General features: G+C 70.5%; 21 protein-coding genes and 3 pseudogenes. 12 read left to right on the top strand and 12 right to left on the bottom strand.

Going from position 1 to position 21,869, the window contains the following annotated elements:
• Positions 1-217: 217 nt before the first annotated feature.
• Together AOK01_RS13405 and AOK01_RS13410 are read right to left on the bottom strand one after the other, a co-directional pair.
• Positions 218-1,171 carry a VOC family protein gene (locus AOK01_RS13405; RefSeq protein WP_055511223.1) on the bottom strand — a complete coding sequence of 318 codons (954 nt, stop codon included), beginning with the start codon at positions 1,169-1,171 and terminating at the stop codon, positions 218-220.
• 31 nt (positions 1,172-1,202) lie between these two features.
• The gene (locus AOK01_RS13410) at positions 1,203-2,063 is read right to left on the bottom strand and encodes a fumarylacetoacetate hydrolase family protein (protein ID WP_055511224.1); all 861 of its coding nucleotides are present in this window, start codon (positions 2,061-2,063) and stop codon (positions 1,203-1,205) included.
• A gap of 164 nt (positions 2,064-2,227) precedes the next feature.
• On the opposite strand from AOK01_RS13410, the gene AOK01_RS13415 reads away from it, so the two are divergent.
• Positions 2,228-2,917 carry a GntR family transcriptional regulator gene (locus tag AOK01_RS13415; protein WP_055511225.1) on the top strand — a complete coding sequence of 230 codons (690 nt, stop codon included), beginning with the start codon at positions 2,228-2,230 and terminating at the stop codon, positions 2,915-2,917.
• Positions 2,918-2,954: 37 nt separating this feature from the next.
• Here the strand turns inward: AOK01_RS13415 and AOK01_RS13420 are convergent, their stop codons facing one another.
• Positions 2,955-3,755, bottom strand: coding sequence for an IclR family transcriptional regulator (locus AOK01_RS13420; protein ID WP_055511226.1), 801 nt, complete (start codon positions 3,753-3,755; stop codon positions 2,955-2,957).
• Positions 3,756-3,802: 47 nt separating this feature from the next.
• On the opposite strand from AOK01_RS13420, the gene AOK01_RS13425 reads away from it, so the two are divergent.
• Entirely contained in the window at positions 3,803-5,413 is a 1,611-nt protein-coding gene (locus AOK01_RS13425; protein ID WP_063792782.1) for an FAD-dependent monooxygenase, read from the top strand.
• Positions 5,414-5,415: 2 nt separating this feature from the next.
• On the opposite strand, the gene AOK01_RS13430 is transcribed toward AOK01_RS13425, so the two are convergent.
• From AOK01_RS13430 to AOK01_RS13440, 3 genes are all read right to left on the bottom strand, one after another.
• Entirely contained in the window at positions 5,416-6,348 is a 933-nt protein-coding gene (locus AOK01_RS13430; RefSeq protein ID WP_055511227.1) for an alpha/beta fold hydrolase, read from the bottom strand.
• Positions 6,349-6,503: 155 nt separating this feature from the next.
• Positions 6,504-7,049 carry a GtrA domain-containing protein gene (locus tag AOK01_RS13435; protein WP_055511228.1) on the bottom strand — a complete coding sequence of 182 codons (546 nt, stop codon included), beginning with the start codon at positions 7,047-7,049 and terminating at the stop codon, positions 6,504-6,506.
• 187 nt (positions 7,050-7,236) lie between these two features.
• On the bottom strand, positions 7,237-7,875 hold the full coding sequence (locus tag AOK01_RS13440; RefSeq protein WP_055511229.1) for a TetR/AcrR family transcriptional regulator: 639 nt from the start codon (positions 7,873-7,875) through the stop codon (positions 7,237-7,239).
• 113 nt (positions 7,876-7,988) lie between these two features.
• On the opposite strand from AOK01_RS13440, the gene AOK01_RS13445 reads away from it, so the two are divergent.
• The gene (locus AOK01_RS13445) at positions 7,989-8,651 is read left to right on the top strand and encodes a TetR/AcrR family transcriptional regulator (RefSeq protein ID WP_055511230.1); all 663 of its coding nucleotides are present in this window, start codon (positions 7,989-7,991) and stop codon (positions 8,649-8,651) included.
• A gap of 24 nt (positions 8,652-8,675) precedes the next feature.
• Here the strand turns inward: AOK01_RS13445 and AOK01_RS13450 are convergent, their stop codons facing one another.
• The gene (locus tag AOK01_RS13450) at positions 8,676-9,914 is read right to left on the bottom strand and encodes a flavin-containing monooxygenase (protein WP_079103389.1); all 1,239 of its coding nucleotides are present in this window, start codon (positions 9,912-9,914) and stop codon (positions 8,676-8,678) included.
• A 272-nt stretch (positions 9,915-10,186) separates the two neighbouring features.
• Here AOK01_RS13450 and AOK01_RS13455 point away from each other — a divergent pair, with 272 nt between their 5' ends.
• The 3 genes from AOK01_RS13455 to AOK01_RS13465 are packed head-to-tail and all read left to right on the top strand — an operon-like array spanning position 10,187 to position 11,799.
• Complete coding sequence (locus AOK01_RS13455; protein ID WP_055511232.1) at positions 10,187-10,636, top strand: hypothetical protein; 450 nt, start codon at positions 10,187-10,189, stop codon at positions 10,634-10,636.
• A complete protein-coding gene (locus tag AOK01_RS13460) occupies positions 10,636-11,148 on the top strand; it encodes a Zn-ribbon domain-containing OB-fold protein (RefSeq protein WP_055511233.1) in 513 nt (170 codons plus the stop codon). Before AOK01_RS13455 ends, AOK01_RS13460 begins: the two co-directional genes overlap by 1 nt.
• Before the next feature lie 42 nt (positions 11,149-11,190).
• Positions 11,191-11,799, top strand: coding sequence for a GNAT family N-acetyltransferase (locus AOK01_RS13465; protein ID WP_055511234.1), 609 nt, complete (start codon positions 11,191-11,193; stop codon positions 11,797-11,799).
• A gap of 52 nt (positions 11,800-11,851) precedes the next feature.
• Here AOK01_RS13465 and AOK01_RS13470 read toward each other — a convergent pair whose 3' ends face one another.
• From AOK01_RS13470 to AOK01_RS13480, 4 genes and pseudogenes are all read right to left on the bottom strand, one after another.
• Entirely contained in the window at positions 11,852-12,595 is a 744-nt protein-coding gene (locus AOK01_RS13470; RefSeq protein WP_055511235.1) for a pyridoxine/pyridoxamine 5'-phosphate oxidase, read from the bottom strand.
• Positions 12,596-12,605: 10 nt separating this feature from the next.
• A pseudogene (locus AOK01_RS41030) lies at positions 12,606-12,878 on the bottom strand (helix-turn-helix domain-containing protein); the annotation flags it as partial.
• A gap of 482 nt (positions 12,879-13,360) precedes the next feature.
• Positions 13,361-13,750, bottom strand: a complete 390-nt coding sequence (locus AOK01_RS13475; RefSeq protein ID WP_055511236.1) for an ester cyclase — start codon at positions 13,748-13,750, stop codon at positions 13,361-13,363.
• Between the two features lie 68 nt (positions 13,751-13,818).
• Positions 13,819-14,343: a CGNR zinc finger domain-containing protein gene (locus AOK01_RS13480; protein WP_055511237.1), complete on the bottom strand. Its 525-nt coding sequence runs from the start codon at positions 14,341-14,343 to the stop codon at positions 13,819-13,821.
• A gap of 84 nt (positions 14,344-14,427) precedes the next feature.
• On the opposite strand from AOK01_RS13480, the gene AOK01_RS13485 reads away from it, so the two are divergent.
• Entirely contained in the window at positions 14,428-15,564 is a 1,137-nt protein-coding gene (locus AOK01_RS13485; protein WP_055511238.1) for an epoxide hydrolase family protein, read from the top strand.
• A gap of 255 nt (positions 15,565-15,819) precedes the next feature.
• On the opposite strand, the pseudogene AOK01_RS41035 reads toward AOK01_RS13485, so the two are convergent.
• Positions 15,820-16,152: pseudogene (locus tag AOK01_RS41035) on the bottom strand (transposase); the annotation flags it as partial.
• A gap of 303 nt (positions 16,153-16,455) precedes the next feature.
• On the opposite strand from AOK01_RS41035, the gene AOK01_RS13490 reads away from it, so the two are divergent.
• From AOK01_RS13490 to AOK01_RS44955, 5 genes and pseudogenes are all read left to right on the top strand, one after another.
• Entirely contained in the window at positions 16,456-17,505 is a 1,050-nt protein-coding gene (locus tag AOK01_RS13490; protein ID WP_055511239.1) for a medium chain dehydrogenase/reductase family protein, read from the top strand.
• 240 nt (positions 17,506-17,745) lie between these two features.
• Positions 17,746-18,441 carry a hypothetical protein gene (locus AOK01_RS13495; protein WP_055511240.1) on the top strand — a complete coding sequence of 232 codons (696 nt, stop codon included), beginning with the start codon at positions 17,746-17,748 and terminating at the stop codon, positions 18,439-18,441.
• Positions 18,442-18,565: 124 nt separating this feature from the next.
• Positions 18,566-19,168, top strand: a complete 603-nt coding sequence (locus tag AOK01_RS13500; RefSeq protein ID WP_245702228.1) for an SRPBCC family protein — start codon at positions 18,566-18,568, stop codon at positions 19,166-19,168.
• A 205-nt stretch (positions 19,169-19,373) separates the two neighbouring features.
• Positions 19,374-21,599 carry an acetate--CoA ligase family protein gene (locus AOK01_RS13505; protein WP_055511242.1) on the top strand — a complete coding sequence of 742 codons (2,226 nt, stop codon included), beginning with the start codon at positions 19,374-19,376 and terminating at the stop codon, positions 21,597-21,599.
• Positions 21,600-21,660: 61 nt separating this feature from the next.
• Positions 21,661-21,869: pseudogene (locus tag AOK01_RS44955) on the top strand (hypothetical protein); the annotation flags it as partial.

Consider the following 21,869-nt stretch of genomic DNA (forward strand, 5'->3'; position numbering starts at 1 on the left):
GAACTGCGCGCTCAACCACGGACGGCCCGCGGCCAACGCAAGAGCCAAACCCCCACCCCCTCCAGGGGCGCGGGGAACTGCGCGACCAGCCACGGACGGCCCGCGGCCAACACACAAGCCAAACCCCCACCCCCCAGGGGCGCGGGGAACTGCGCGACCAGCCACAAGCGACCCGCACCCGACAAACCGCAAAAAGCCCCGCAGGGAAGCGCTGGGGTCACGACGTGTGTGAGCCCGTCATGAGGCCCGCCAAATCCTCCGGTGCGAGGAACGACGGCGGGGGCGGCGGCCCCCAGTCGTACAGCGCCCGCATGCCCGACCACTCGCCCGGCGTCCACAGCGCGTCGTCGACGATGCAGTCGATGTCGGAGTAGTACTCGGAGAAATGCCCTGCCGGGTCCTTCAGGTACCAGAAGAAGTTGGAGCCGATCGCGTGCCGGCCGAGGCCCCAGACGTGCCGGCCGGGGTCCTGTTCGAGCATCGCGGTGGCGCCCCGGCCGACCTCGTCGACGTCGTCGACCTGCCACGAGGTGTGGTGCAGGAAGTCCACCGGCGCGCTCTGCACCAATACGTTGTGGTGGTCGGTCGAGCACCGCATGAACGCGGCGATTCCCTTCACGGTGTCACTCACCTTGAAGCCAACGGCCTCCGTGAAGAACCGCTCCGAGGCCGCCTGGTCGGTCGAGCCGAGGACCACGTGCCCGAGCTTGCGCGGTCGCACGCGGCCGGCACGCAGAACGGAGTCAGCACGCTCGTTCTCACGGACGACGACCCCGGGAGCGTTGTAGGGCGGGACGGGCGTCGGGTCCGCGTCGATCCGAGGGGCGATCTCGACGCGCACGCGAACCCGCGTGCCGGGGTCCACCGCTTCGACCGAGGTCTCGGTGCGCACGGTCTCGATGTCGAGACGGCCCATCGCGTGGGCGATCCGCTCGACGTCCTCCGGGTGGTCGACCCCCACCCCGAGGTCGATCAGTCGCCGGCGGGACGCGTAGGCGATCGTCAGTTGCTCACCGCCGTCGACGGTGGTGAAGCGAGCCGACTTCGACCCGCCTGCCGTGTCGGTCACTGTGTCAGCCACCGCCGTGAGGCCGAAGTCCGTGTAATAGGCGGCTGTTTGAAGAACGTCCGGGACACCCATCGTGATACTGGTCAGCCGGTGCAGCGGCATGAGAGATCCTTCCGTCACCCAGTGGATGTGGTCAGCGTGGCGTGGCTACGCAGACCTGGCGCAGGCCGCCGATGCCTTCGATCGTGGTCTCGACGACGTCGCCGTCCTGGAGGAAGCGCGGGGGCTTGCGGGCGGCACCGATGCCCGCCGGCGTGCCGGTGAAGATCACGTCGCCCGGCAGCAGCGGCAGCACCGCCGACAGCTGCTCGACGAGACCCGGCACGGAGAAGATCAGGCGGTCGGTCGAGCTCTTCTGTACTGTCTCGCCGTTGATCCTGCACTCGATCGCCAGGTTGTCGGGGTCCGCCAGCTCTTCGACGGTCACGAGCCACGGGCCCTGCGGGGCGAATCCCGGGAACGACTTGCCGAGCGAGAACTGCGGTGCCGGCCCGCTGAGCTGGAGGGTGCGTTCCGAGAAGTCCTGGCCGACCGTCAGACCGGCGACGTACGACCAGGCGTCCGCCGCGGCCACCGACTCCGCGCGACGCCCGATCACGACGACGAGTTCGGCCTCCCAGTCGACCGTCTCCGTGGGGAGGCGAAGGTCGCCGACAGGCCCGGCGAAGCCGCCGACCCACTTCGTGAAGGTGGGCGGCGAGTCGGGGTGGGCGAAGCCCGCCTCGTCCGCGTGGTCGCGGTAGTTCAGCCCGATCGCGAAGACCTGACGGGGGTCAGGCGACGGGGCGCCGAGCTCGTCGAGAGGGACCGGGACACCGTCCGCGTCGAAGTCGATCGTGGCGTCGCCGGCCCAGCGGGCGAACTCCTCCCAGACGTCGTAGACCTCGCGCGGACCCGGACCGTAACGCCCCCCGCTCACCTGGGACACGTCGACGGCTCGTGAGGAGTCCGGGGACACCAGAAGCATCCGGCCGGAGTGGGTTGCGATGCGCACGTGCTCGCCTTCCTGTCACGCGGTCGCCGCTGACCGACGACCAGCCCGTATGTCGAGACCCTCACGGAACCAGGGTACGTTCGATATGTCAATGAAATTTCGAAACTATGGCCGCGGCTTCCGTGGGCTTTTCGTCAATTTCGAAACTTAGGTAGGGTGCCGTCATGGCAGGTCGATCGCGCTCAGGGCCCACCCGTTCGGACGTCGTGCTGGCGCGGATCCGGGCCGACGTTCTCAATGGCCGGCTCGTTCCCGGGTCGCGGCTCGGCTTCGCCGACCTCGGCCTCCGGTACGAGGTCAGCACCGGCGTCCTGCGTGAGGTCCTCCCGCGCCTGGTCGAGCAGGGCCTCGCCACCTCGGAGGCCCAGCTCGGCTTCCGGGTCGTGGACGTGTCGGTCGACCGGCTGAGCCAGCTCACCGACGCGAGGGTGGCCATCGACACCCTGGTGACCCGGCAGGCCGTCATCGACGGCGACATCGCCTGGGAGGGCGACGTCATCGCCAAGCATCACGCGCTGACCCGGGTCGGCGAGGCGGCGGCGGACGACGACATCTCCGAGGAGTGGCTGCGGGCGCACGAGGCGTTCCACCGCGCCATCCTGGAGGGCTGCCACAACGGATACCTCGTGGAGACGGCCGAACGGCTCCGCTCGATCTCCGTGGTGTACCGGTGCTGGACCCGGCCCGCGTCCGAACGGGCGCACCGTGATCTCGACCACGAGCACCGCGAGATCATGGAGGCCACCGTCGCCCGGGACGGCGACACGGCGGTCCGCCTCACCGAGGCACACATCCGTCGCACCACCGAGCTCCTGATCTCCGGTCGCGAGGCGGCCGAGGCGTCCGCGCCCTGACCGACGACTCGGCTCAGTTCGCGCGAGACGGCTCGGCTCAGTTCGGGCGAGGACGTTGGCCGGCGGCGCGTGCGATCGCCAGGCTCGCCGTGCGAAGCGCGAGGCGTAGACCGGTCCGGGGCTCGCCCGTCGACGGCGAGACGAGCGATATCGCGCCCAGTGCGTGGCCCCGCGCGTCGAGAATCGGCGCCGCGACCGTCGTGATCTCCGCCGGGCCTCCGGCGACCGGGTTGGCGATCGTCAGCGCCACGACCCCCTCCGCGCGGGCCGCCGCGACGAGCTGCCTCACCCGCCGTCCGGCAGCGGCGTCCTGCACCGTCGCCGCGGGACCGTCCATGACGGCCGCCCGAACCGATTCCGGCGCATGAGCGAGCAGGGCGAGGCCGACCCCGGTGGCGTCCAGTGGCAATCGGCCGCCGACGCGGTACTTGACGGGCGTCGCGTCGAGCGCCGAAAGCCGCTCGACGAGGATGGCGTCCGTGTCCTCCCGTACCGCCAGGAGCACGTGCTGACGCGTGACCTGCTGAAGGTCCTGCATGTAGGGCAGGGCCGCCGCCCGCAGGCCGTGGCCGCGGGGAGCGAGAGACGCGACCTCAAGCAGCCCCAGGCCGATGACGAAGTCACCGGAGTCGCGTCGTTCGAGCGCGCCGACCGCCACGAGCTGCGTAGCGATGCGCAGCGTGCTGCTCTTGGGCAGGCCACTGCGGCGCGCCAGCGCCGTCAGGCTCAGCGCCCCGTCCGCGGCCTCGAACGCCCTGAGCAGGCGAAAGGCGCGCGTGAGCACCGCCTCCCCCGTCAGGGGCCGGCCCGAGCCGGGCGGAAACCGTGTGCCACTCATCGGCATGCACACTGCGTGTCGGCAGTCACACGGCGAACCATACGACCATGAAACGTCACCCGCTTCCGACGTCCTCGGAACCCGTCATCGTCATCGGCGGCGGCCCGGCCGGTCTGGCCTCCGCCGCGGAACTCGCCTTCCATGGCATCAGGTCCGTCCTCGTGGAACCGCGGACGACGGTGTCGAACGCGCGCCCGCGCGCCAAGACCACGAGTCCTCGCACCATGGAGCACTTCCGTCGCTGGGGTGTCGCCGCGGAGATCCGACGCCGGGCACCGCTGTCGCCGGCCTGGAACCGTCGAGTGGTCTTCTGTGACGGCCTCGACGGCACGGTGATCACCGAGTTCCACGAGGTGTTCGGGCTCAGCGACGGGCCGCACCACCTCTTCGCCGAGTCCGGGCAGCAGATCGGTCAGCCGCTGGTGGAGGACGTACTCCGTGCGCACGTCCGCTCGACAGGTCTTGTCGACCTGCGGCTCGGGCACCGTGTCACCGCACTGCGTGAGGACGCCGACTCGGTCACCGCGACCGTCGAAGGGCCCGACGGTACGTACGTCCTCACCGCTCTCTACGCGCTCGGGTGTGACGGCGGGTCGAGCCTGGCCCGTCGCACCGTCGGCGCGGTCCTCCACGGCACCTCCGCACCGGTGGCGAACCTGAACGCCGTCTTCCGGTCCGCGTCGCTGCGGCCTGCGATGGGCGACGCCCTGCACTACTGGGTGATCGGACCTCAGGTGCCGGGGGCGGTGGGTCCGCTCGACCATGACGGCCTGTGGTGGGCCATTCTGGCGGGGAGCGGGGACACCTGTGACGCCGAGGGCGCCGTCGACCTCATCGCCGCGCTCGTGGGGCGGCCCGCTGCCGAGCTCGACATCGAGATCCTGTCGACGGACCCGTGGACGCCCCGCATGCTCCTGTCGGACCGTTTCGGCTCCGACCGCGTCTTCCTGGTCGGCGAGAGCGCGCACCTCAACCCTCCGTTCGGTGGCCACGGCTTCAACACCTGCGTCGGTGACGCCGTCAACATCGGCTGGAAGCTCGCCGCCGTGCTGAACGGCTGGGGCGGACCGCGGCTGCTCAGGACGTACGAGATCGAGCGCCGCCGCGTCGCCGAGGAGACCATCGCGTCGGCGACGACGAACCTGCGAGCGACCGGCCACGGCCTGGCCCACACCGCCGAGGCGCTCCAGCGGACCAAGAACGAGGAGTTCCACTCGCTCGGACTCACCCTCGGATACACCTACGCCGGCTCTCCCGTCATCGACGACGGCGGCCCTGCCGGCGGCCGTACGGCCAGCCCTACCGCCCCGCCTCCGGTCGACGTCGAGACGTACGTGCCGTCGACCGCGGTGGGCGGTCGTCTGCCGCACGTCTGGACGCGACCCGGCCGAGCGCTGTACGACGACCTCGGCCCCGAGTTCACCCTCCTGCTGCCGAACGACGGCAGCGCCGCCGGGAACGCCGTGCGGGAGGCCGGACGGGTCGTCGCACGTGCCGAAGAGGGCAAGGTCCCGCTGACCGTCCTTCGGCGCACCGATCACGGTGTGGGGGCCCACGACTTCCTGCTCGTCCGGCCCGATCAGCACATCGCGTGGCGGGGCGCACGGCTCGACGACATCGACCTGTCGCTCGTCACCGGACACGGACGAACCGGATGACGCTAGCTCAGTGTCGTGATCCACTCAGTGACGATCCCGGCGTACAGCTCCGGGTCGAACTGGTGCATCATGTGCAGCGCCTTCGGGTGATCCTGGTAGTCGCACCGCTGGCCGGCGGACTCGATGAGCTGCTTGGCGCGCTTGGCCTGTGCGTCCGAGAGCGCACCGCCCAGGGTTCCGGTTTCGGGGTCCTCGATGCGCTGGTGATGAGTGATCAGCACAGGCGTCTTCGCCTGTGCCAGCATGACGTCGTGCGGGCAGTTCACGGCGACCGTGCCGTCGTGGAAAGCGCGCGCCCACTCGGGGTCGTACTCCTTCATGAACTGCGGCGGCGTGGTCGGGTCCTGGAACATGTTCGCGGTCACCGAGAACGGCGAGTCCGCGACCTCTCTCATGAAGCCGTCCCAGTCGCCTACGGACCACTGGTCGCCGAGATGCCTGTTCCACATCTCGAACATCGGACCGGCGGCCTGCCGGATGCCATGTCCGAACGCGGGAACCAGCTCGGAGGCGAACAGCGGGGCGTCCTCGCAGATCGTTCCCCGGATCTGCCCCGGCATGGAGTACGCCGACAACCAGGCCGCGAGCACACCGCCCGAAGAGCACCCGGAGACGACCACCGGCTCGGCGATGGCCAGTGCGATGAACCTGACGAGGTCGTTGCCGAAGTTGTCGAGGCTGTACCGCTTCGGCGTCCAGGAGCTGCGGCCCTGGCCTCTCAGGTCGACCGCGAACACGTGAAAGGTCTCGGCGAGCAGCCCGATGGCGTCCTCGTAGCTCCACCACGATCCCGTCTGCTCGGGGATGAGGAGCAGGGCCGGGCTCTCCGGGGACCCCGCCTCGACATAGTTCATCGTCACCTCGCCGAGGTCGATCTGCTTCTCGGGGAAGGCGTGGGGGACGAAGACGTTCCGTTCCGCGGGTGTTCCAGTCATGTCTCTCCTCCATGGGCAGGTGCGGGCGTCGGGACCGCCTCGACGCTCACAATGCCGCTCACACAATCAAGGTAATTTCGACATGTCAAGAATATTTCGAAGTTTTCGGTCGGCGTGAACGCCGACCCCGGCCTTCGACCACGACTGCAGACCGGTCACGCCCCGGCTGCGAGTACCAGCGAAACACCGGACACCGGCGCGCGCGGCACACGCGTGACGGCCACCGGGGTCACGGCCCGGGCGGCGAGCGGTAGCGAGACAGCCTCGCGGCCCGCGAAGACGAACAGCCGCAGCACCAGGAACCGTCCGACCCCCGCAAGCCCGGAGGCGCCGAGGTAGACGATCTGCTCGGTGAGCGCCCCGGGCGACGACTGCGCCAGGTGCAGGACGAACACGGCGAGGGACGTCACCGCGTAGGCGGCCGTGGCCGACCCTGCGGACTGCCAGTGCCGGCGCCATCCGGCCCGCTCGCCGGTCCCGAAGGTGAAGAGCGCGTGCAACTCCGTGCAGAGGACGGTCGACACGACGGTGATCACCGCGTTCGCCAGGGCCCAGGGCATCGCCCCGGCCAGCAGCGCCACAGCCCCGCTGGACAGGACCCCGACGCCCCCGCCGCAGACCACGAACCGGACGAAGGAGGCGAGCGGCCCGGGAGCGGCCTCGCCCACCGTCTCCGGCTGCGTTGCGAGCTGCGACTTCATGAGGGTGTCCTTCCGGGGAGGGGCTGCGCACCCCTGCGATCAACTGAGGTCTTCTGACGTCAACTGGGGTCGACTTCAACTGGGTTCAACAATGTCGTCGGACGTCCGCGCCCACGAGAGAGGCCACACCCGGATCCATGGTGGTGCCAGCCCTACCACCGGCCTGCGCCACGCCCCCGGACAGACCTCACACGAGGTGGGACAGGGGGACGGTGACGCGCTGGACGATGTCGGCCGGCCAGGGCAACGAGGGGGAGACCGCCCGCTGGTGGGCGAGCCCGTGCAGCCCCAGCCACAGCGCGACCGCGTCGGCGGCCGGGTCCGTACTGGTGCAGCGCCCCGCGGCGAGACAGCCCGCGAGGCAGTCGGTGAGTATCCGCATCGCGTCCGCGCCGAGGCTCCCCGGAGCGCCGAGCGTCTCCGGATCACAGGTGGTGGGGAGCGGGTTCCGTGTGCCGCCGAACATGACGCGGTATCGCTCGGGGTGGTCGCGGGCGAAGTCCAGGTAGGCCCGGCACACGGCGTCCAGGCGCTCCTGGGGCTCGTCGCCCGCCTCGCCGAGGGCGGACCGGAGCCAGGCCGCCAGTTCGGCGAAGGCCTGCCGCATCACGTGGAGCACGAGGGCGGGCCGGTCGGGGAAGTGCGGGTAGATCGAGGGCGCGGCGATCCCGGCCTTGCGGGCGACGGCCCGCAGCGTCAGGGCACGTTCGCCGCCGCCGTCCGCGTCGAGCAGTTCGGCCGCGGCGGCCAGGATCTCGCCGCGGAGCCGGTCCCCCTCGCCGCGAGGGTTCCTCGGCCGAACCCGGCTCTTGCTGTTGCCGCTCACGTTGTTTCCGATCCGCTCAGCCCGCCCATTTGGCTAACAAGCGTAAGGCTACAGTCGTTAATTAATCGAACACAAGAGGAACGCGTATAAGTTTTGCGCTGTAAGGTAACGGCATGGCAGACGACACATCAGCGACACCCGTCCGCGTACGCAACCGCCGCGGGGAGGGGGACCGGCTGCGCGACGAGATCGTGACGGCGGCGGTCGGCCTGCTCGACGAGACCGGTGACGAGAGCGCCATCACCCTGCGTTCCGTCGCTCGTCGTGTCGGGATCGCCGCCCCCTCGATCTACCGGCACTTCCCCGACCAGCCGGCCATCATGCTGGCCGTGGTCCGCAGCGCCTTCACCGAGCTGGACGAGCAGTTGGACCTCGCCGTGGACGCCGCGGGCGACGCGCCCCGCGAGCGGCTCACGGCCCTGTGCCGGGCCTACCTGGAGTTCGGCCAGGCCCACCCCGGACGCTATCGCACGATGTTCGGAGGGCTCTGGGTGCCCGATCTGAACGCGAGTTCCGTGACGAAGGAGGACATGGTCACGCTCGGCCAGGAGACCTTGCAGCGGCTCTCCGGAGCCCTGGAGGCCTGTGTCACCGCCGGCTGTGCGACCAGCACCGACGTGGCCGCCGACACGGTCGCGCTCTGGCTCGGCCTGCACGGACTCGCCCACCAGCGGGCGGTCTCCCCCTCGTTCCCCTGGCCGCCGGACATCGCCGACCGGGTCATCACCACGCTCGCGCACTTCACGGACGAGCAGGCACCCGTCCGGAGTCAATGACGGGCAGGGACCGGTCCGGGGGCCTCAGCGTGCGACGCGGGACGGGTTCCGTCGTCCGGCGTCGCGCGCGATCGCCTTCGCGATCTTCTCGGCGTCGATGGCCAGTTCGCGGAACATGCCGCTGATCGGATTGGTGAAACCGGTGAAGTAGAGGCCGGGCGCGTTCTTCGGGGCGCGGGCACCCCGGACGACCGGGCGACCGCTTGTGTCGAGCACACCGAGGTGGCCGACGAGGCCCTCCAGGGCGCGCCGGTAGCCGGTCGCGGCGATCACGGCGTCCGGGCCGACGCGGTCGCCGTTCGCGAGGACGACCTTGCCGTCCTCGAACCCGTCGACCGCGGCCACGACCTCGACACGGCCCTTGCGGACGGCGTCGATGAGGCCGACGTCCTGCACGGGGATGGACCCCTCCTTCACCCGCGAGTACAGCCCGGTGTCGGGCCGCGGCAGCCCCTTCTCGGCGAGGTCGGGAATGCTGAGCCTGGCCATCGGCCCCGCCAGCCGGTCCACCAGCGCGACCGGCAGCCGTCTGCAGAGGACCCCGGTGTACTGGGCCGCCCAGCCGGCCGTCGACCGGCGCACGATGTGCGGCACGGTCCGCACGGCGAGGCGTACGCGCGAGGCGCCGCCCTCGACGAGGTCCACGGCGATCTCGGCGCCGGTGTTGCCCACGCCGACCACGAGGACGTCAAGTCCGGCGTAGGGGGCGGGGTTGCGGTACTCGCCGGCGTGCAGGAACGCGCCCGTGTACGCGTCGCGGCCCGGCCACTCGGGCACGTACGGCGTGTGGTTGCAGCCGGTGGCGACGACCACCGCGCTGCCGGTCAGCTCGCGCCCGCCGGTGGCGTGCAGCAGCCAGCCGGTGCCGTCGGCGGCGGGCTCCACGCGGGAGACCTCGACGCCCGTGACGATCTCCAGTTCGTGATGCTCGGCGTACTTCTCCAGATAGCGAACCACGTTGTCGCGCGACGCCCACCGCCCGAACGAACGGGGCATCGCCAGGCCCGGCAGCGCGGAGAGCCCGCGGGTGGTGTGCAGCCGCAGCCGGTCGTAGTGCCGCCGCCAGGACGCCCCGACACGGTCGGACTTCTCCAGCACGACAGCCCGTATGCCCCGGGCGCGCAGCGCGTACGCCGTCGCGAGACCACCGGGTCCGCCCCCGATGACGTACACGGGTCGATCCTGCGGGCTGTCCTGCGGTCTGTTCTGCTGCGACGCAGGCGCCGGGGATGTCGGGGATGTCGCGTCGGGAGAGTCGGCCATGTGCCGAGCGTATGCACGCCGTCACTTGATGGGTCTCGGTCAAGCCCGGAATCAGTTGCGAATTGATCACGGCTGTAGGAGGGGTGTGTGGGGCCCGTGTCGTAGACCACACACGCGCGTGCGGTGTGGGATGAGCTCACGCCGGGACGGATGACGTAGGCCGCTCGGACGGGGTGGGCGGAGAACGTGCCTGCGCGCGTCTTGCGCCCGGTCCCCGCTTCCGCTGAACTGACGTACCGTCAGATTCGCGGTCACGGGAGGGGCTTGAGGCCATGGACACCATCTGGCTCACCGGTGCGGAATGGGTCGCCGTGCTCCGTGTCGGGCTCGGGCTGTGGTGGCTGGAGAGTTGGCGGCACAAGGACAAGAAGGGCTGGTTCCAGCGGGGTACCGGGATCGCGTGGGCGGCGGACGTCGCGGCCAAGCACCGGTGGAGCGCGGTGCGCGGCGGCTTCGACGCGGTGGTCGCGTCACGGCCGCGCACGATGGCGTACGTCGTCGTGTACGCGGAACTCGCCCTCGGACTCGGCCTCGTAGCCGGCTTCCTGACCCCGATCGCCCTCGTCGGCGGACTGCTGCTCAATCTCCTCTACCTCGTGCTGATGATCCACGACTGGGCCGAGCAGGGGCAGAACACGATGATGGCGCTGATCTCCCTGGTGGCCCTCTTCGGCATGTCCTGGCAGACGTGGTCCCTGGACAGCGCGCTGGGACTCTTCTGATGGCGGCCCATTTCGACGTGGCGGCGCGCTTCGACGTGCCGGAGATCGACGCCTTCACCCGCCCCTACTGGGACGCGGCCGCCACCGGGCACCTGCTGCTGCGCCGGTGCGGCGCGTGCGGGCGTGCCCACCACTACCCCCGCGAGTTCTGCCCGCACTGCTGGAGCGAGGCCGTGACCTGGGAACGGGCGAGTGGCCGCGCCACGCTCTACACCTGGTCCGTCGTCCACCGCAACGACCTGCCGCCCTTCGGGGCCCGCACGCCGTACGTCGCCGCCGTCGTCGACCTCGAAGAGGGCCCGCGGATGATGACCGAGGTGGTGGACTGCGCGGAGGGGGCGCTGCGGGTGGGGATGGCGCTGGAGGTGGCCTTTCGCACGGAGAGCGTGCGGGATGCCCAGGGCGCGCGGGGCTCGGCGTCGGCGGAGGGCGCCGTCGTGATTCCGGTGTTCCGGTCGTCGGCTGCCGCCCCCTGGGGCAATGGCCAGGGCAACGTCCAGGGCAACCCTTAGGGCGCCTTCTGGAGTCCCGGGCCGCCGTTGTTGAATGGGTCAATGACCGACTTGTACGAGTCCTCCGCCTCGCTCCCCCTCCCCGAGATCCACGGCTACGGATTGTGGCTCCGCCCCTGGGACGCGGACGCCGAGAACGACGTCCAGGCCTGGCTGCGGGGCTACACCGACCCCGAGTTCCAGCGGTGGAACACGCCGCTCAGACCGATAGAGGACCGGGCCGCCGCGCAGGAATCGCTGCGTGCGCGGGCCAAGGCGGCCCAGGAAGGGGTGGGCGCCTCCTTCTGCGTGACGGACGCGACGACCGGCGTACCGCTCGGGCACATCGGGGTCAACGACATCGACCACGTCATACGGGTCGCCCGGGTCGGCTACTGGGTGCTCCCCGACGCACGCGGCCGTCAGGTGGCCACGCGCGCGCTCGCCCTGGCCTCCCGCTGGGCCTTCGAAGAACTCGGCGTACACCGGCTGGAGTTGGGCCACGCGCTCGGGCACGAGGCGTCGTGCCGGATCGCCGAGCGGTGCGGATACCCGTACGAGGGGACCCTGCGCGGGGCGATGTTCGAGTCGGGGCGCCTGGACACCTTCCGGGACGTCCACCTGCACGCACGACTGACCACGGACCCCGAACCCGTACTCGTACTGCCGTGACGCCCTGCCCTGCCGTGACGCCCCGACGCGGCGGAGATCCGTCAGAAGCCCTCTACGGCCACAGCAGTTCCCTGCGCCACGTCGGGTGGTTCGCGCGGCGGTAGGTGAGCCGTACGTGCCGTCGGCGCGCGTCGCCCTGGAAGAACTCCACCTCGTCCGGGTCCAGGACATACACCGTCCACGACGGCGTGGGGGCGTCCGGTTCGCGCCGGGCGCGGTCCCACGCGGCGTCCGAGGCCCGCTCCAACTCCTCGTACGAGTCCAGCACTTCGCTCTGCCTGCCCACCAGCGCGGAGGCGAGCGCGCCGGTCGAGCGGGCCCGCAGGTCGGCCCGCGCGACCTCGGGCGGGGCGACCGTCACCGGGCCGCGCACCCGGATCTGCCGGCCCTGCGCGGGCCAGTAGAAGCCGAGCGCCGCGTACGGGCGGGACGCCAGGTGCCGTCCCTTGCGGCTGCCCGCGTGCGAGGCGAAGTGCCAGCCCTCCTCGTCGGCGCCGTGCAGCATCACGGTCCGCACGTCGGGTAGCCCGTCGGCGTCCGCCGTGGCCAGTGACATCGTGTGCGGCTCGGTCTGCCCGGCCGCCACGGCCCCGGCGAACCACCGCTCGAACAGCGGCAGCGGCTCCGCGGGGGCAACGGCCGGGTCGAAGTCCGGCAGCTCGGTGTCCCAGACCCGCTGGGACCTCAGCAGCCGTACGAACTCTGTGCGCGGCTCGGCGGACTCGGACGGCGGGGACGGCTCGGAGGACGGGGTGGATGGTGGAGTGGACGGCGGGGTGGGGGTGTCGGCGCTCATGTCCCGATTGTCACGCGTCGCCGAGGCCGGGGTGGTCCCTGAGCTGTCTGCGGGAGGAGACGCCGAGCTTGCGGAAGATGTTGCGCAGGTGGGCGTCGATGGTGCGCGGGCTGAGGAACAGCCGGGCGGCGACCTCCTCGGACGTCGCGCCGGTGGCGACCAGCCGCGCGATGTACACCTCCTGCGCGGTGAGCCGGTCGTAGCTGGGCCCGGACCGGCCGTGGGCCTTCTCGCCGGTGGCGCGCAGTTCCTCCGCGGTCCGCCGGGCGAACGCCTCGATGCCGCTGGGCGGCGCGCAGCATGAACTTCGGGCCGTCGCCGTCGTTGTGCCGTACGAAGGCGATCTGCCCTCGCAGGGGCCGACGTCATGGCGCCCACGTCAGGCGACCTCCCGCACACCACCGAGCGCCATCGCACACCGCCGCATGCCGTCGCGCCCTGCCGTGCGCTGCCGTGGCACCCCTAGGCGCAATACCGGTGACTTTGGTCATCGGCTACCTCGTCACGCTGTTCTGAGCGGTGTGATTTCCGCCCACATCCGAGCACGCCCACCAGGTCTCACTCGGCCCGGCCGCAGTGACACCGGCGGCGTAGCGGCGGTCTGGACGGTGCGATCCGCATGAGACCGTCGCGGTCACCGGGGCGAGCACGCCTACGGCGTCGATCACTCCGGGGCTGAAGGCGATGAGCCCGGCGCCCGGCCCGGCGAGGTACCCGCGACCAGCGGGAGGGACGCGGCACCGTCGGCCGACCAAGCGGTGCCGTTCAGTTGCGGAGTTGGGTGGCGATCGCCTCGCGGTCGATGAGGGACCAGACGTGCGCGATCCGCCCGGCCTGGAACCGGTACAAGGCGTGCTCGCAGAAGGAGATGGGCCTCCCCGTCGGTTCATGCCCGAAGAACGTGCTGGTGGGGGTGCAGTTGAACCGGAGTCGGCATGCCACGGTGTCGTCGGCGACGACCAACAGGTGCGCATCGAAGTGGAGGTCCGGCACGGCGCGGCTGTCCGCCGCGATCATGTCGGCGTAGTGCTGGCGGGTGAAGGCCTCGTCGTTGTAGGTGAGTTCGTCGTGGACGTAGTCGTCCAGGTCGCCGAATCGCCGGTCGTTCAGCGCGTCGAGGTAGGCCAGGTACGTGGTCTCCAAGGCGTCGGGCATGGTTCTCCTCATTCGGGAGTGAGCGATCGGTGTAGTCGGGCCGTGGGGGTGCGGTGTGTTCCGCGACGTCATGTGGCTTGCTGATGGCGCTCGCGGTAGGCGCGGGTCTTGTGACGATTGCCGCAGACGGCCATGTCGCACCAGCGCCCTCGACCGCTGCGTGACGTGTCGTGGAAAGCCCATCGGCAGTCCGGCGCCGCGCAGAGCTTGATGCGTCTCCAGTCTTCCCGGCACACGGCCACGGTCACGGTCTCGACGATGACGTCGAGCCATGTTCTTCCCGTCCGGGCGGCGATGCGCAGCTCGCCCGGCCGGTCGGGCGCGAGTTGCAGTGGGTAGTCCGCGAAAGCCGTGGCGGTTTCGACATCGCCCGCGAGTGACTGCCGCAGGGTCGTGCGGAAGGCGATGGCGTCGACCAGATCCGTCTGCTCCATCTCGACGCCGGCATCGGCCAGGCCGTGGTCTGCCAGCCAGTCCGCCAGTGCTCGCGCCGACGCCAACCGCTCGCCGCCGATGTGGATCTGGCCATGCCGCGTGAACGAACGCTCGTCGACGGTGTTGAGGAACTCCTCGATCAGGGTGAGTGTAGCCACGACACCACTATACGGGTTTACCAGTGTCGCGAACGGTCAACACCACTGTTAGCTTTCAATGGTGTCGAAAGAAGGGAGAAGCTCATGCCTGATCCTCGACAGCTACTCGATGTGTCCGACAGTGAACTCGCCGACCTCCGTGCACGGCTGCGCGGGACACGGTGGGCGAAGCCGTGGCCGGTCGATGCCTGGAAAGCCGGTACCGACGGCGACGAGCTGCGCCGCCTGGTCGACCACTGGGCATCGGCGTATGACTGGCGCGAGCACGAAGCCGCCATCAACGCCCTACCGTCCCGGTTCGCCGAGGTCGGCGACACGTCCGTTCACTACCTGCGCTTCGACGCCGAGCGCGACGGGGCGCTACCGCTCCTGCTCGCCAACGGCTGGCCCAGCTCGTTTCTCGAACTGACCGGTCTGGCCAACTGGTTGTCCGCGCCCTCGCGCTACGGGGGTAGCCCGGAGAACTCGTTCACCGTCATCATCCCGGCCCTGCCGGGGTTCGGGCTGTCCCCGCAGCGGCCTACTCTCGACCGGAGCCCGCTGACCCACGACATCTGGCATCGGCTCATGCACGACGTGCTCGGCTTCGAGCGTTACGGCGTACATGGCTCCGACCTGGGTGCAGGCGAGTGCAGTCTGCTCGCGCAGGCCAACCCGGAGGCCGTGGTCGGCGTCCACCTACTGGCCTCCGCCGACCCGCCCGGCTTCGACCCGACCGGTCTGACCGACGGAGAACGCGCATACCTCGAAGCGGAGAAGGCATGGTTCGACGCCGAGCGAGGGTACTCCCACCAGCAGCAGACCCGCCCGCTCACTCTCGCCCAGGGCCTGTCCGACTCACCCTCGGGCCTGCTCGCCTGGATCCTTGAGAAGTACCGGGCGTGGAGCGATTGCGGCGGCGACCTGTCCACCCGGTTCGACGATGACTTCCTGCTGACCCAGGCGTCGCTGTACTGGTTTACCGACACGATCTCGACGTCGTTTCGTCCCTACTTCGAGCGCCACCACGGGATCACTCCACGCGTCGAGCACGTCGACGTGCCGACCGCTCTCGCGGTCTTCCCCTACGACCTCGGGGGCCAACCGCCGCGCAGTTGGGTCGAGCGGACCTACAACCTCACCCGCTACACCATCATGCCCCGCGGGGGACATTTCGCCGCCTATGAGGAACCGGGCTTGCTCTCCGACGACATCAGCGCCTTCTTCAACAAGCTGGCCTGACGCCTCCCACCCGCGGATTTGATCGCACGGGGGTTGGACCGTAGCCGTCGGGGCGGCAGGAGTCGCCCGCGGATTTCGCGCAGAGCCCGGGCCATGGCCCGGGTGAGTCGGCAGGGGGGAAAGTGCCGCCTGGCCGGTGACGTGGCGGCGGACGACGCGCAGGGTGCGGCTGAAGGAGATCCGGTCCGGATCACGTCCGGCCTGGCTGGCTGCTTCGTGCATCAGGTCGCGCAGCGCGTGGTGGACCAGTAGGAACGCGTAGATCTCCTGCTCGACGCCGGCCGGGTGTCGGGAGCGCAGCACGAGCCGGGGTCCGCCCTGGTGGGTCTTGATCTCGTCGAGTGTGGTCTCGATCTCCCACCGCTGGGCATACAGCGCGGCCAGGTCGGCCGCCGGGGCGGCCTGCGGGTCCAGGATCGTGGTGATCAGCCGGTAGACCATACCGTCCGTACCTGTGCCCAGGGTGTATTCGATGACCCGGACGGTGACCGGGTCGGCCCGGCGGTTCTTGTCCCGCGCGGCGACGATCTCGGACAGGTCCGAGAACCGCTCACCTGTTGGCGACTTCACCTGTCCGGGCCTTGGCACCCCACACCCAACGACCCAGACAGCTCAAAGTCACCGGTATTGCCCCTGGGCGAGCTTCACCGACGCGAGGGCGTACGCGTCGGTAAAAGGCTGGCGGCTCGGCCGAGGGAAGCAGGGAAGCAGGGAAGCTCGACAGGCCGCCGAAGGAGGCGTTCGGCAGGTCCCGAGTCGCACGGCACGCAGCAAGCTCCACGCCGTTGCCTTACACCGCGAAGTTTATCGGCGTACCCACTTGCCGATGTTGAGTTAACGCATATAGCCTTACGTCTGTAAGCACACGGACGAAACCCCCAGAGGTAAGCCATGACAAGCACCGTCGCCACCACCTCCGTCACCGAGATCGTCCTGCCCGGCAAGGTCGAGCCGGACGGCCTGGAGCTCCGGACCCGCGAGCTGCCGGCCCCGGTCAAGGACCAGGTCGTCCTGCGGATGGACGCGACCGGCGTGTCGTTCGCCGAGCAGCAGATGCGGCGCGGCAAGTACTTCGACCAGCCGCCGTTCCCCTTCGTGCCCGGCTACGACGTGGTCGGCACCGTGACGGCGGTCGGCCCGGAGGTGGACGCCGCGCTCGTCGGACGCCGGTTCGCCGCGGTCACCAAGACCGGCGCGTGGGCCAGCCACCTCCTGGTCGACGCCGTGGACCTGATGCCCGTACCGGACGAGGTGGACTCGGCCGCCGCGGAGACCGTGATCGTCAACGGCATCACCGCCTGGCAGATGCTGCACCGCCTCGCCAAGGTCCGCACCGGCGGGACGATCGTGGTGCTGGGCGCCAACGGCGGGGTCGGCTCCACGCTCGTGCAACTGGCCCGCCACGCCGGGATCACCGTGATCGGTACGGCGTCGGAGCGCCACCACACGACCGTGCGCGAACTGGGCGCGACCCCGGTCGACTACCGCGACCCGGCCATGTACGCCCGGATCCGGGAGCTCGCCCCGGACGGCGTGGACGCGGTGTTCGACCACGTCGGCGGCGCCGGGGTGGAGCAGTCGTGGCAGCAGCTGCGCAAGGGCGGAACGCTGGTCTCGTACGGCACGGCGGCCACCAAGGACGAGGAGGGCAACTCGCAGCTGCCGGTGATGAAGCTGTTCGCGCGGCTCGCCGCGTGGAACTCCCTGCCCAACGGCAAGGGCGCCCACTTCTACAACTTCTGGGCCGGCAAGCGCCGCTGCCGCGCGTCCTGGCAGCAGCGGATGACCGAGGACCTCAGCCAGGTGCTGCGTCTGGTGGCCGACGGGGTCGTCACCCCGCAGATCGCCGCGAAGATCCCGCTGTCGGCCGCGGCCTCGGCGCTGACGCTCGCCGAGTCCCGCACTGTCGCCGGCAAGGTCGTCATCGTTCCCGAGGGGTGAACGGTCCGCGGTCTTGGGGCGCGGCCTTGGGGCGCGGTGTCCGTACGTGGTCTTCGGGTGCGGTCTCCGTACGCGGTCTCCGTACGGCCGGCCATCCCGCACCCTGGGCGCCCGCGCGGGCCGTAACCCGGGCAGCCGCTCAGCCCGTGTCCCGGGCACCCGTGTTGTCCAGAGCTCCCCCGCACCGCACGCTCACGCACCGTCCGATGCTCCACCCCCACCACTCCGGAGGTATCCGCGATGTCCATCACCACCACCGCCCCGCCGGTCGCCACCGTCACTCCGGCGGTCACCGTCGGCGGTCCGGCCACCGCCAACGGTCCGGCCGCGGCACGCCTCCCGGGTGACGTCGACAACCGTGCGACCTACCTCAGCTTCGGTCTCGCCTACCTGCTCGGCCACGGCTCCGCCGCGGTGTCCAAGGGCGACACGCCCCTGCTCGGCCTGCCCGGCTGGCTGCCCATGGCCCTCCTCGGTGCCGGGCTGGCCGTCGGCACCGTCCAGGCCACCGCCGCCGCCATGCGTGCCCAGCGCGCCACCACCGACCCCGACGACGTCCTCTCCGGCCAACTCCTCGGCGCCGCCTGGATCACCGCCTTCGCCGCCCTGTTCCTCGCCATCACGGGTCTGGCGTCCGCCCTCGACATGCCCGATGTGCAGACCCTGCTCTGGCCCACCGGCTCCGGCTTCGTCGTCGGCCTGCTGTACGTCGCCGAAGGCGCCCAGCGCCGCAACCTGCTCCACTACACCCTCGGCACCTGGCTCGCCCTGACCTCCACCGCGGCGCTCCTCCTCGGCACTCCCGGCTTCTACTGGGTCCTCACCCTCGCCGGCGGCGGCGCCTACGCGATCGCGGCGGTACTCGAACACCGCCGCCTCGGCTCCCGCGCGGGACAGGCCCGTAGCCCTCGGACCCCCGAGCAGGGCCTGCGCTGACACGCGGCACCGCGGCACCGGGCTACGCAGTTTTCGCCGACGCGACGGTGGGGTGCCCGCCGACACGATGCACATCACACCAGCAGCACCGGACCACCGGACCACCGAGAAAGAGAACGACGCGATGAAATCACCGCACAGGCTCATGCAGGGCGTGGCTGTCGCCGCGGTTGCCGTGGCGACGACGCTGTCCGTGCCGTCCGTGGCATCGGCGCACCAGGCGCGGCCCGGTGCCGGGGCCCACCAGGAGTGCAAGGGCGTGACCGTCGACCAGAGCGCACCGGTCATCAGCCGCGCCAGTGTTCTCATCAAGGCGCCGGTGAGGACGGTCTGGAAACTGCACACCGACATCGACGCGTGGGACACCTGGATACCGGAGATCACCCCGGCGCAGAAGAAGACGCCGGGGCCGCTGCGGCCGGGCTCGGTCTTCGAGTGGTCCCCGCAGAACATGAAGGTCACGTCGACCGTCACGACGGTCAGGCAGGGGCGCTGCACCGCGTGGGCCGCGCCCGTCAACGGCATCGCCGGCGTGCACCTGTTCACCTTCAAGCAGGTCAGGGGTGGTGTGCTCGCCACCACGGAGGAATCGTGGGCGGGCGCTCCCGCCGAAGCCGACATCCCCGGCAACCAGGCCGCCCTCGACACCGGCCTCAAGGACTGGGTGAACCGGCTCAAGACCACGGCCGAGACGAAGACCGGCTGCGCCGGCCATCAGGACAAGTAACGCGAAGCCGGCCCGAAGTCCGCCGGGAGTCGGCCCGAAGTCGGGCCGAAGTCGGCCGGAAGTCGGCCGGAAGTCGGGCCGGCGAGGGAGCCAATCCTGTGGTCGCCACAAGTTATTTGCATGCAGACCAGTTCCTGACACAGCGTCAGTTCAGTAATCTGACACAGCGTCAGCTATTGGCAGCCACACAGGAGCGGGCGGACCGATGCTTGGATCAACCCACGGCACCCTCACCACCGACTCCCGCCGGGCCCGGGTCATCGCCTGCGGCGAGCAACCGGCCCCTGCCGTGCACGGCAGGCCCGCCGCCACCGACGACCTCGACGTCAGCGGCCGGCCCCTGTACGCCGGCGTACCCGATCTGGACCGCTTCTTCCGCCCCGAGTCGGTGGCCGTCGTCGGCGCCTCGGACGCCGAGGGGCGCCCGAACACCGGTATCACCCGACAACTGCTCGCCTGGGCCGAACGGGTCGGGGCCCGGCTGCACCCGGTGCACCCCACCCGGGAGTCCGTGTTCGGCATACCCTGCGTCCCCTCGGTCGCGGACCTGCCCGAACAGGTCGACCTGGCCGTGCTGCTGGTCTCCGACCCGCTCCCGGTGGTCGAGCAACTCGCCGGGACCAAGGTGCGGTTCGCGGTCGCCTTCGCCTCCGGGTTCGCCGAGACCGGAGCGGAGGGCGCCGCCGCGCAGACCCGGCTCGCCGCCGCCGTACAGCGCTCCGGGCTGCGGCTGCTCGGCCCGAACACCAACCTCAACGCCTTCGAGAAGTTCCGCGACGACCTGGACGGGCCGGCGATCGCGCTGATCACCCAGTCAGGACACCAGGGCCGGCCGGTCTTCACCCTCCAGGAACTGGGCATCCGCCTCTCCCACTGGGCACCCACCGGCAACGAGGCCGACCTGGAGAGCGCCGACTTCATCTCGTACTTCGCCGAGCAGCCCGAGGTCGGCGTCATCGCCTGCTACGTCGAAGGGCTGAAGGACGGCCGTTCCTTCCTCCTGGCCGCCGACCGGGCCGCGCGGCGCGGAGTACCCGTCGTCGCGGTCAAGGTCGGCCGCACCGAGACGGGCTCCCGTACGGCCGCTTCCCACACCGGCAAACTGACCGGCGCCGACGCGGTGGTGGACGCCGCGATGCGCCAGTACGGAGTCGTACGCGTCGACGGCCTCGACGAACTGCAGGACACGGCCGCCCTGTTGGCGCGCGCCCGGCCGCCGTCCGCCGACGGGGTGGCCGTCTACTCGATCTCCGGCGGTACCGGTGCGCACTTCTCGGACCTGGCGACCGAGGCGGGTCTGCGCCTGCCGACCCTCTCCGACGCCAAGCAGGCGGAGCTGCACCAGTGGATACCCGAGTACCTGGACGTCACCAACCCGATCGACAACGGCGGTCATCCGGTCGGCGACTGGCGCGGCCGCAAGATCATCGACGCCATCCTCGCAGATCCGGCGATCGGGGTGCTGATCTGTCCGATCACGGGCCCTTTCCCGCCCATGAGCGACAAGCTCGCGCGGGACCTGGTGGACGCGGCGGAGGAGACGGACAAACTGGTGTGCGTGGTGTGGGGTTCGCCGGTCGGCACGGAAGCCGCGTACCGCGAGACGCTTCTCGGCTCGTCCCGGGTCGCGACGTTCCGCACCTTCGCGAACTGCATCACGGCGGTACGCGCCCACCTGGACCACGCCCGGTTCGCCGCGTCCTACCGCTCGCCTTTCGACGAGGCGCCACGCAGCCCGTCGCCCTCCTGTCGCAAGGCCCGGGCGCTGATGCGGCCGGGCAGCAGGCTCAGCGAGCACGCGGCGAAGCAGTTGCTGCGCGCGTACGGGATTCGCGTGCCGCGCGAGCAGTTGGTGACCAGCGCGGCGGCGGCCGTCCGGGCGGCCGGGCTCGTCGGGTACCCGGTCGTCATGAAGGCGTCCGGTGCGCGGCTCGCCCACAAGACCGAACTCGGCCTGGTGAAGATCGGCCTGACGTCGGCCAGCCAGGTCAGGGACGCGTACCGGGAGCTGACCGACATCGCCCGGTACGAGGATGTGTCGCTCGACGGGGTTCTGGTGTGCCAGATGGTGGAGCCCGGTGTGGAGATGGTCGTCGGTGTGACGCACGACGACCTCTTCGGTCCGACGGTGACGGTCGGGCTCGGTGGCGTACTCGTGGAGGTCCTCCAGGACACGGCGGTGCGGGTGCCGCCGTTCGGTGAGGAGCAGGCTCGGTCGATGCTCGGGGAGTTGCGGGGGCGGGCGCTGCTGTCCGGCGTCCGTGGGAGGCCTCCGGCGGATCTTGAGGCTTTGGTGGAGGTTGTACTGCGCGTCCAGCGGATGGCGCTGGAACTGGACGGCGAGCTGTCCGAGCTGGACATCAACCCCGTGATGGTGCTGCCCCGGGGACAGGGGGCGGTTGCGCTGGACGCGCTGGCGATATGCCGGTAGCCACCGACCAGCAAACGGCCAAAGCCCCGCAGGGGGCACGCACCCCTCCGGAGGGAACCCGTTGATAGCGCACACCCTCGACAACCAGGTCTCCTGGATCACCCTCAACCGCCCCGAAGCCATGAACGCCCTCACCCCCGACCAACGAAACCACCTGATCCAGCTGCTGGAGGACGCGTCGGCCGACGCGTCCTCCAGCAGCTGGATCAGGTGGTTTCGTTGGTCGGGGGTGAGGGCGTTCATGGCTTCGGGGCGGTTGAGGGTGATCCA

The sequence above is a fragment of the Streptomyces aurantiacus genome, from assembly GCF_001418335.1.
GTDB classification, from domain to species: Bacteria; Actinomycetota; Actinomycetes; order Streptomycetales; family Streptomycetaceae; genus Streptomyces; species Streptomyces aurantiacus.

Excerpts from the sequence above, each read along its gene's own strand:
- AOK01_RS13405 (WP_055511223.1), bottom strand. The coding sequence starts at position 1,171 with ATGCCGCTGCACCGGCTGACCAGTATCACGATGGGTGTCCCGGACGTT.
- AOK01_RS13415 (WP_055511225.1), top strand. The coding sequence starts at position 2,228 with ATGGCAGGTCGATCGCGCTCAGGGCCCACCCGTTCGGACGTCGTGCTG.
- AOK01_RS13420 (WP_055511226.1), bottom strand. The coding sequence starts at position 3,755 with ATGAGTGGCACACGGTTTCCGCCCGGCTCGGGCCGGCCCCTGACGGGG.
- AOK01_RS13425 (WP_063792782.1), top strand. The coding sequence starts at position 3,803 with ATGAAACGTCACCCGCTTCCGACGTCCTCGGAACCCGTCATCGTCATC.
- AOK01_RS13430 (WP_055511227.1), bottom strand. The coding sequence starts at position 6,348 with ATGACTGGAACACCCGCGGAACGGAACGTCTTCGTCCCCCACGCCTTC.
- AOK01_RS13435 (WP_055511228.1), bottom strand. The coding sequence starts at position 7,049 with ATGAAGTCGCAGCTCGCAACGCAGCCGGAGACGGTGGGCGAGGCCGCT.
- AOK01_RS13445 (WP_055511230.1), top strand. The coding sequence starts at position 7,989 with ATGGCAGACGACACATCAGCGACACCCGTCCGCGTACGCAACCGCCGC.
- AOK01_RS13450 (WP_079103389.1), bottom strand. The coding sequence starts at position 9,914 with ATGGCCGACTCTCCCGACGCGACATCCCCGACATCCCCGGCGCCTGCG.
- AOK01_RS13455 (WP_055511232.1), top strand. The coding sequence starts at position 10,187 with ATGGACACCATCTGGCTCACCGGTGCGGAATGGGTCGCCGTGCTCCGT.
- AOK01_RS13460 (WP_055511233.1), top strand. The coding sequence starts at position 10,636 with ATGGCGGCCCATTTCGACGTGGCGGCGCGCTTCGACGTGCCGGAGATC.
- AOK01_RS13465 (WP_055511234.1), top strand. The coding sequence starts at position 11,191 with ATGACCGACTTGTACGAGTCCTCCGCCTCGCTCCCCCTCCCCGAGATC.
- AOK01_RS13470 (WP_055511235.1), bottom strand. The coding sequence starts at position 12,595 with ATGAGCGCCGACACCCCCACCCCGCCGTCCACTCCACCATCCACCCCG.
- AOK01_RS13475 (WP_055511236.1), bottom strand. The coding sequence starts at position 13,750 with ATGCCCGACGCCTTGGAGACCACGTACCTGGCCTACCTCGACGCGCTG.
- AOK01_RS13485 (WP_055511238.1), top strand. The coding sequence starts at position 14,428 with ATGCCTGATCCTCGACAGCTACTCGATGTGTCCGACAGTGAACTCGCC.
- AOK01_RS13490 (WP_055511239.1), top strand. The coding sequence starts at position 16,456 with ATGACAAGCACCGTCGCCACCACCTCCGTCACCGAGATCGTCCTGCCC.
- AOK01_RS13495 (WP_055511240.1), top strand. The coding sequence starts at position 17,746 with ATGTCCATCACCACCACCGCCCCGCCGGTCGCCACCGTCACTCCGGCG.
- AOK01_RS13500 (WP_245702228.1), top strand. The coding sequence starts at position 18,566 with ATGAAATCACCGCACAGGCTCATGCAGGGCGTGGCTGTCGCCGCGGTT.
- AOK01_RS13505 (WP_055511242.1), top strand. The coding sequence starts at position 19,374 with ATGCTTGGATCAACCCACGGCACCCTCACCACCGACTCCCGCCGGGCC.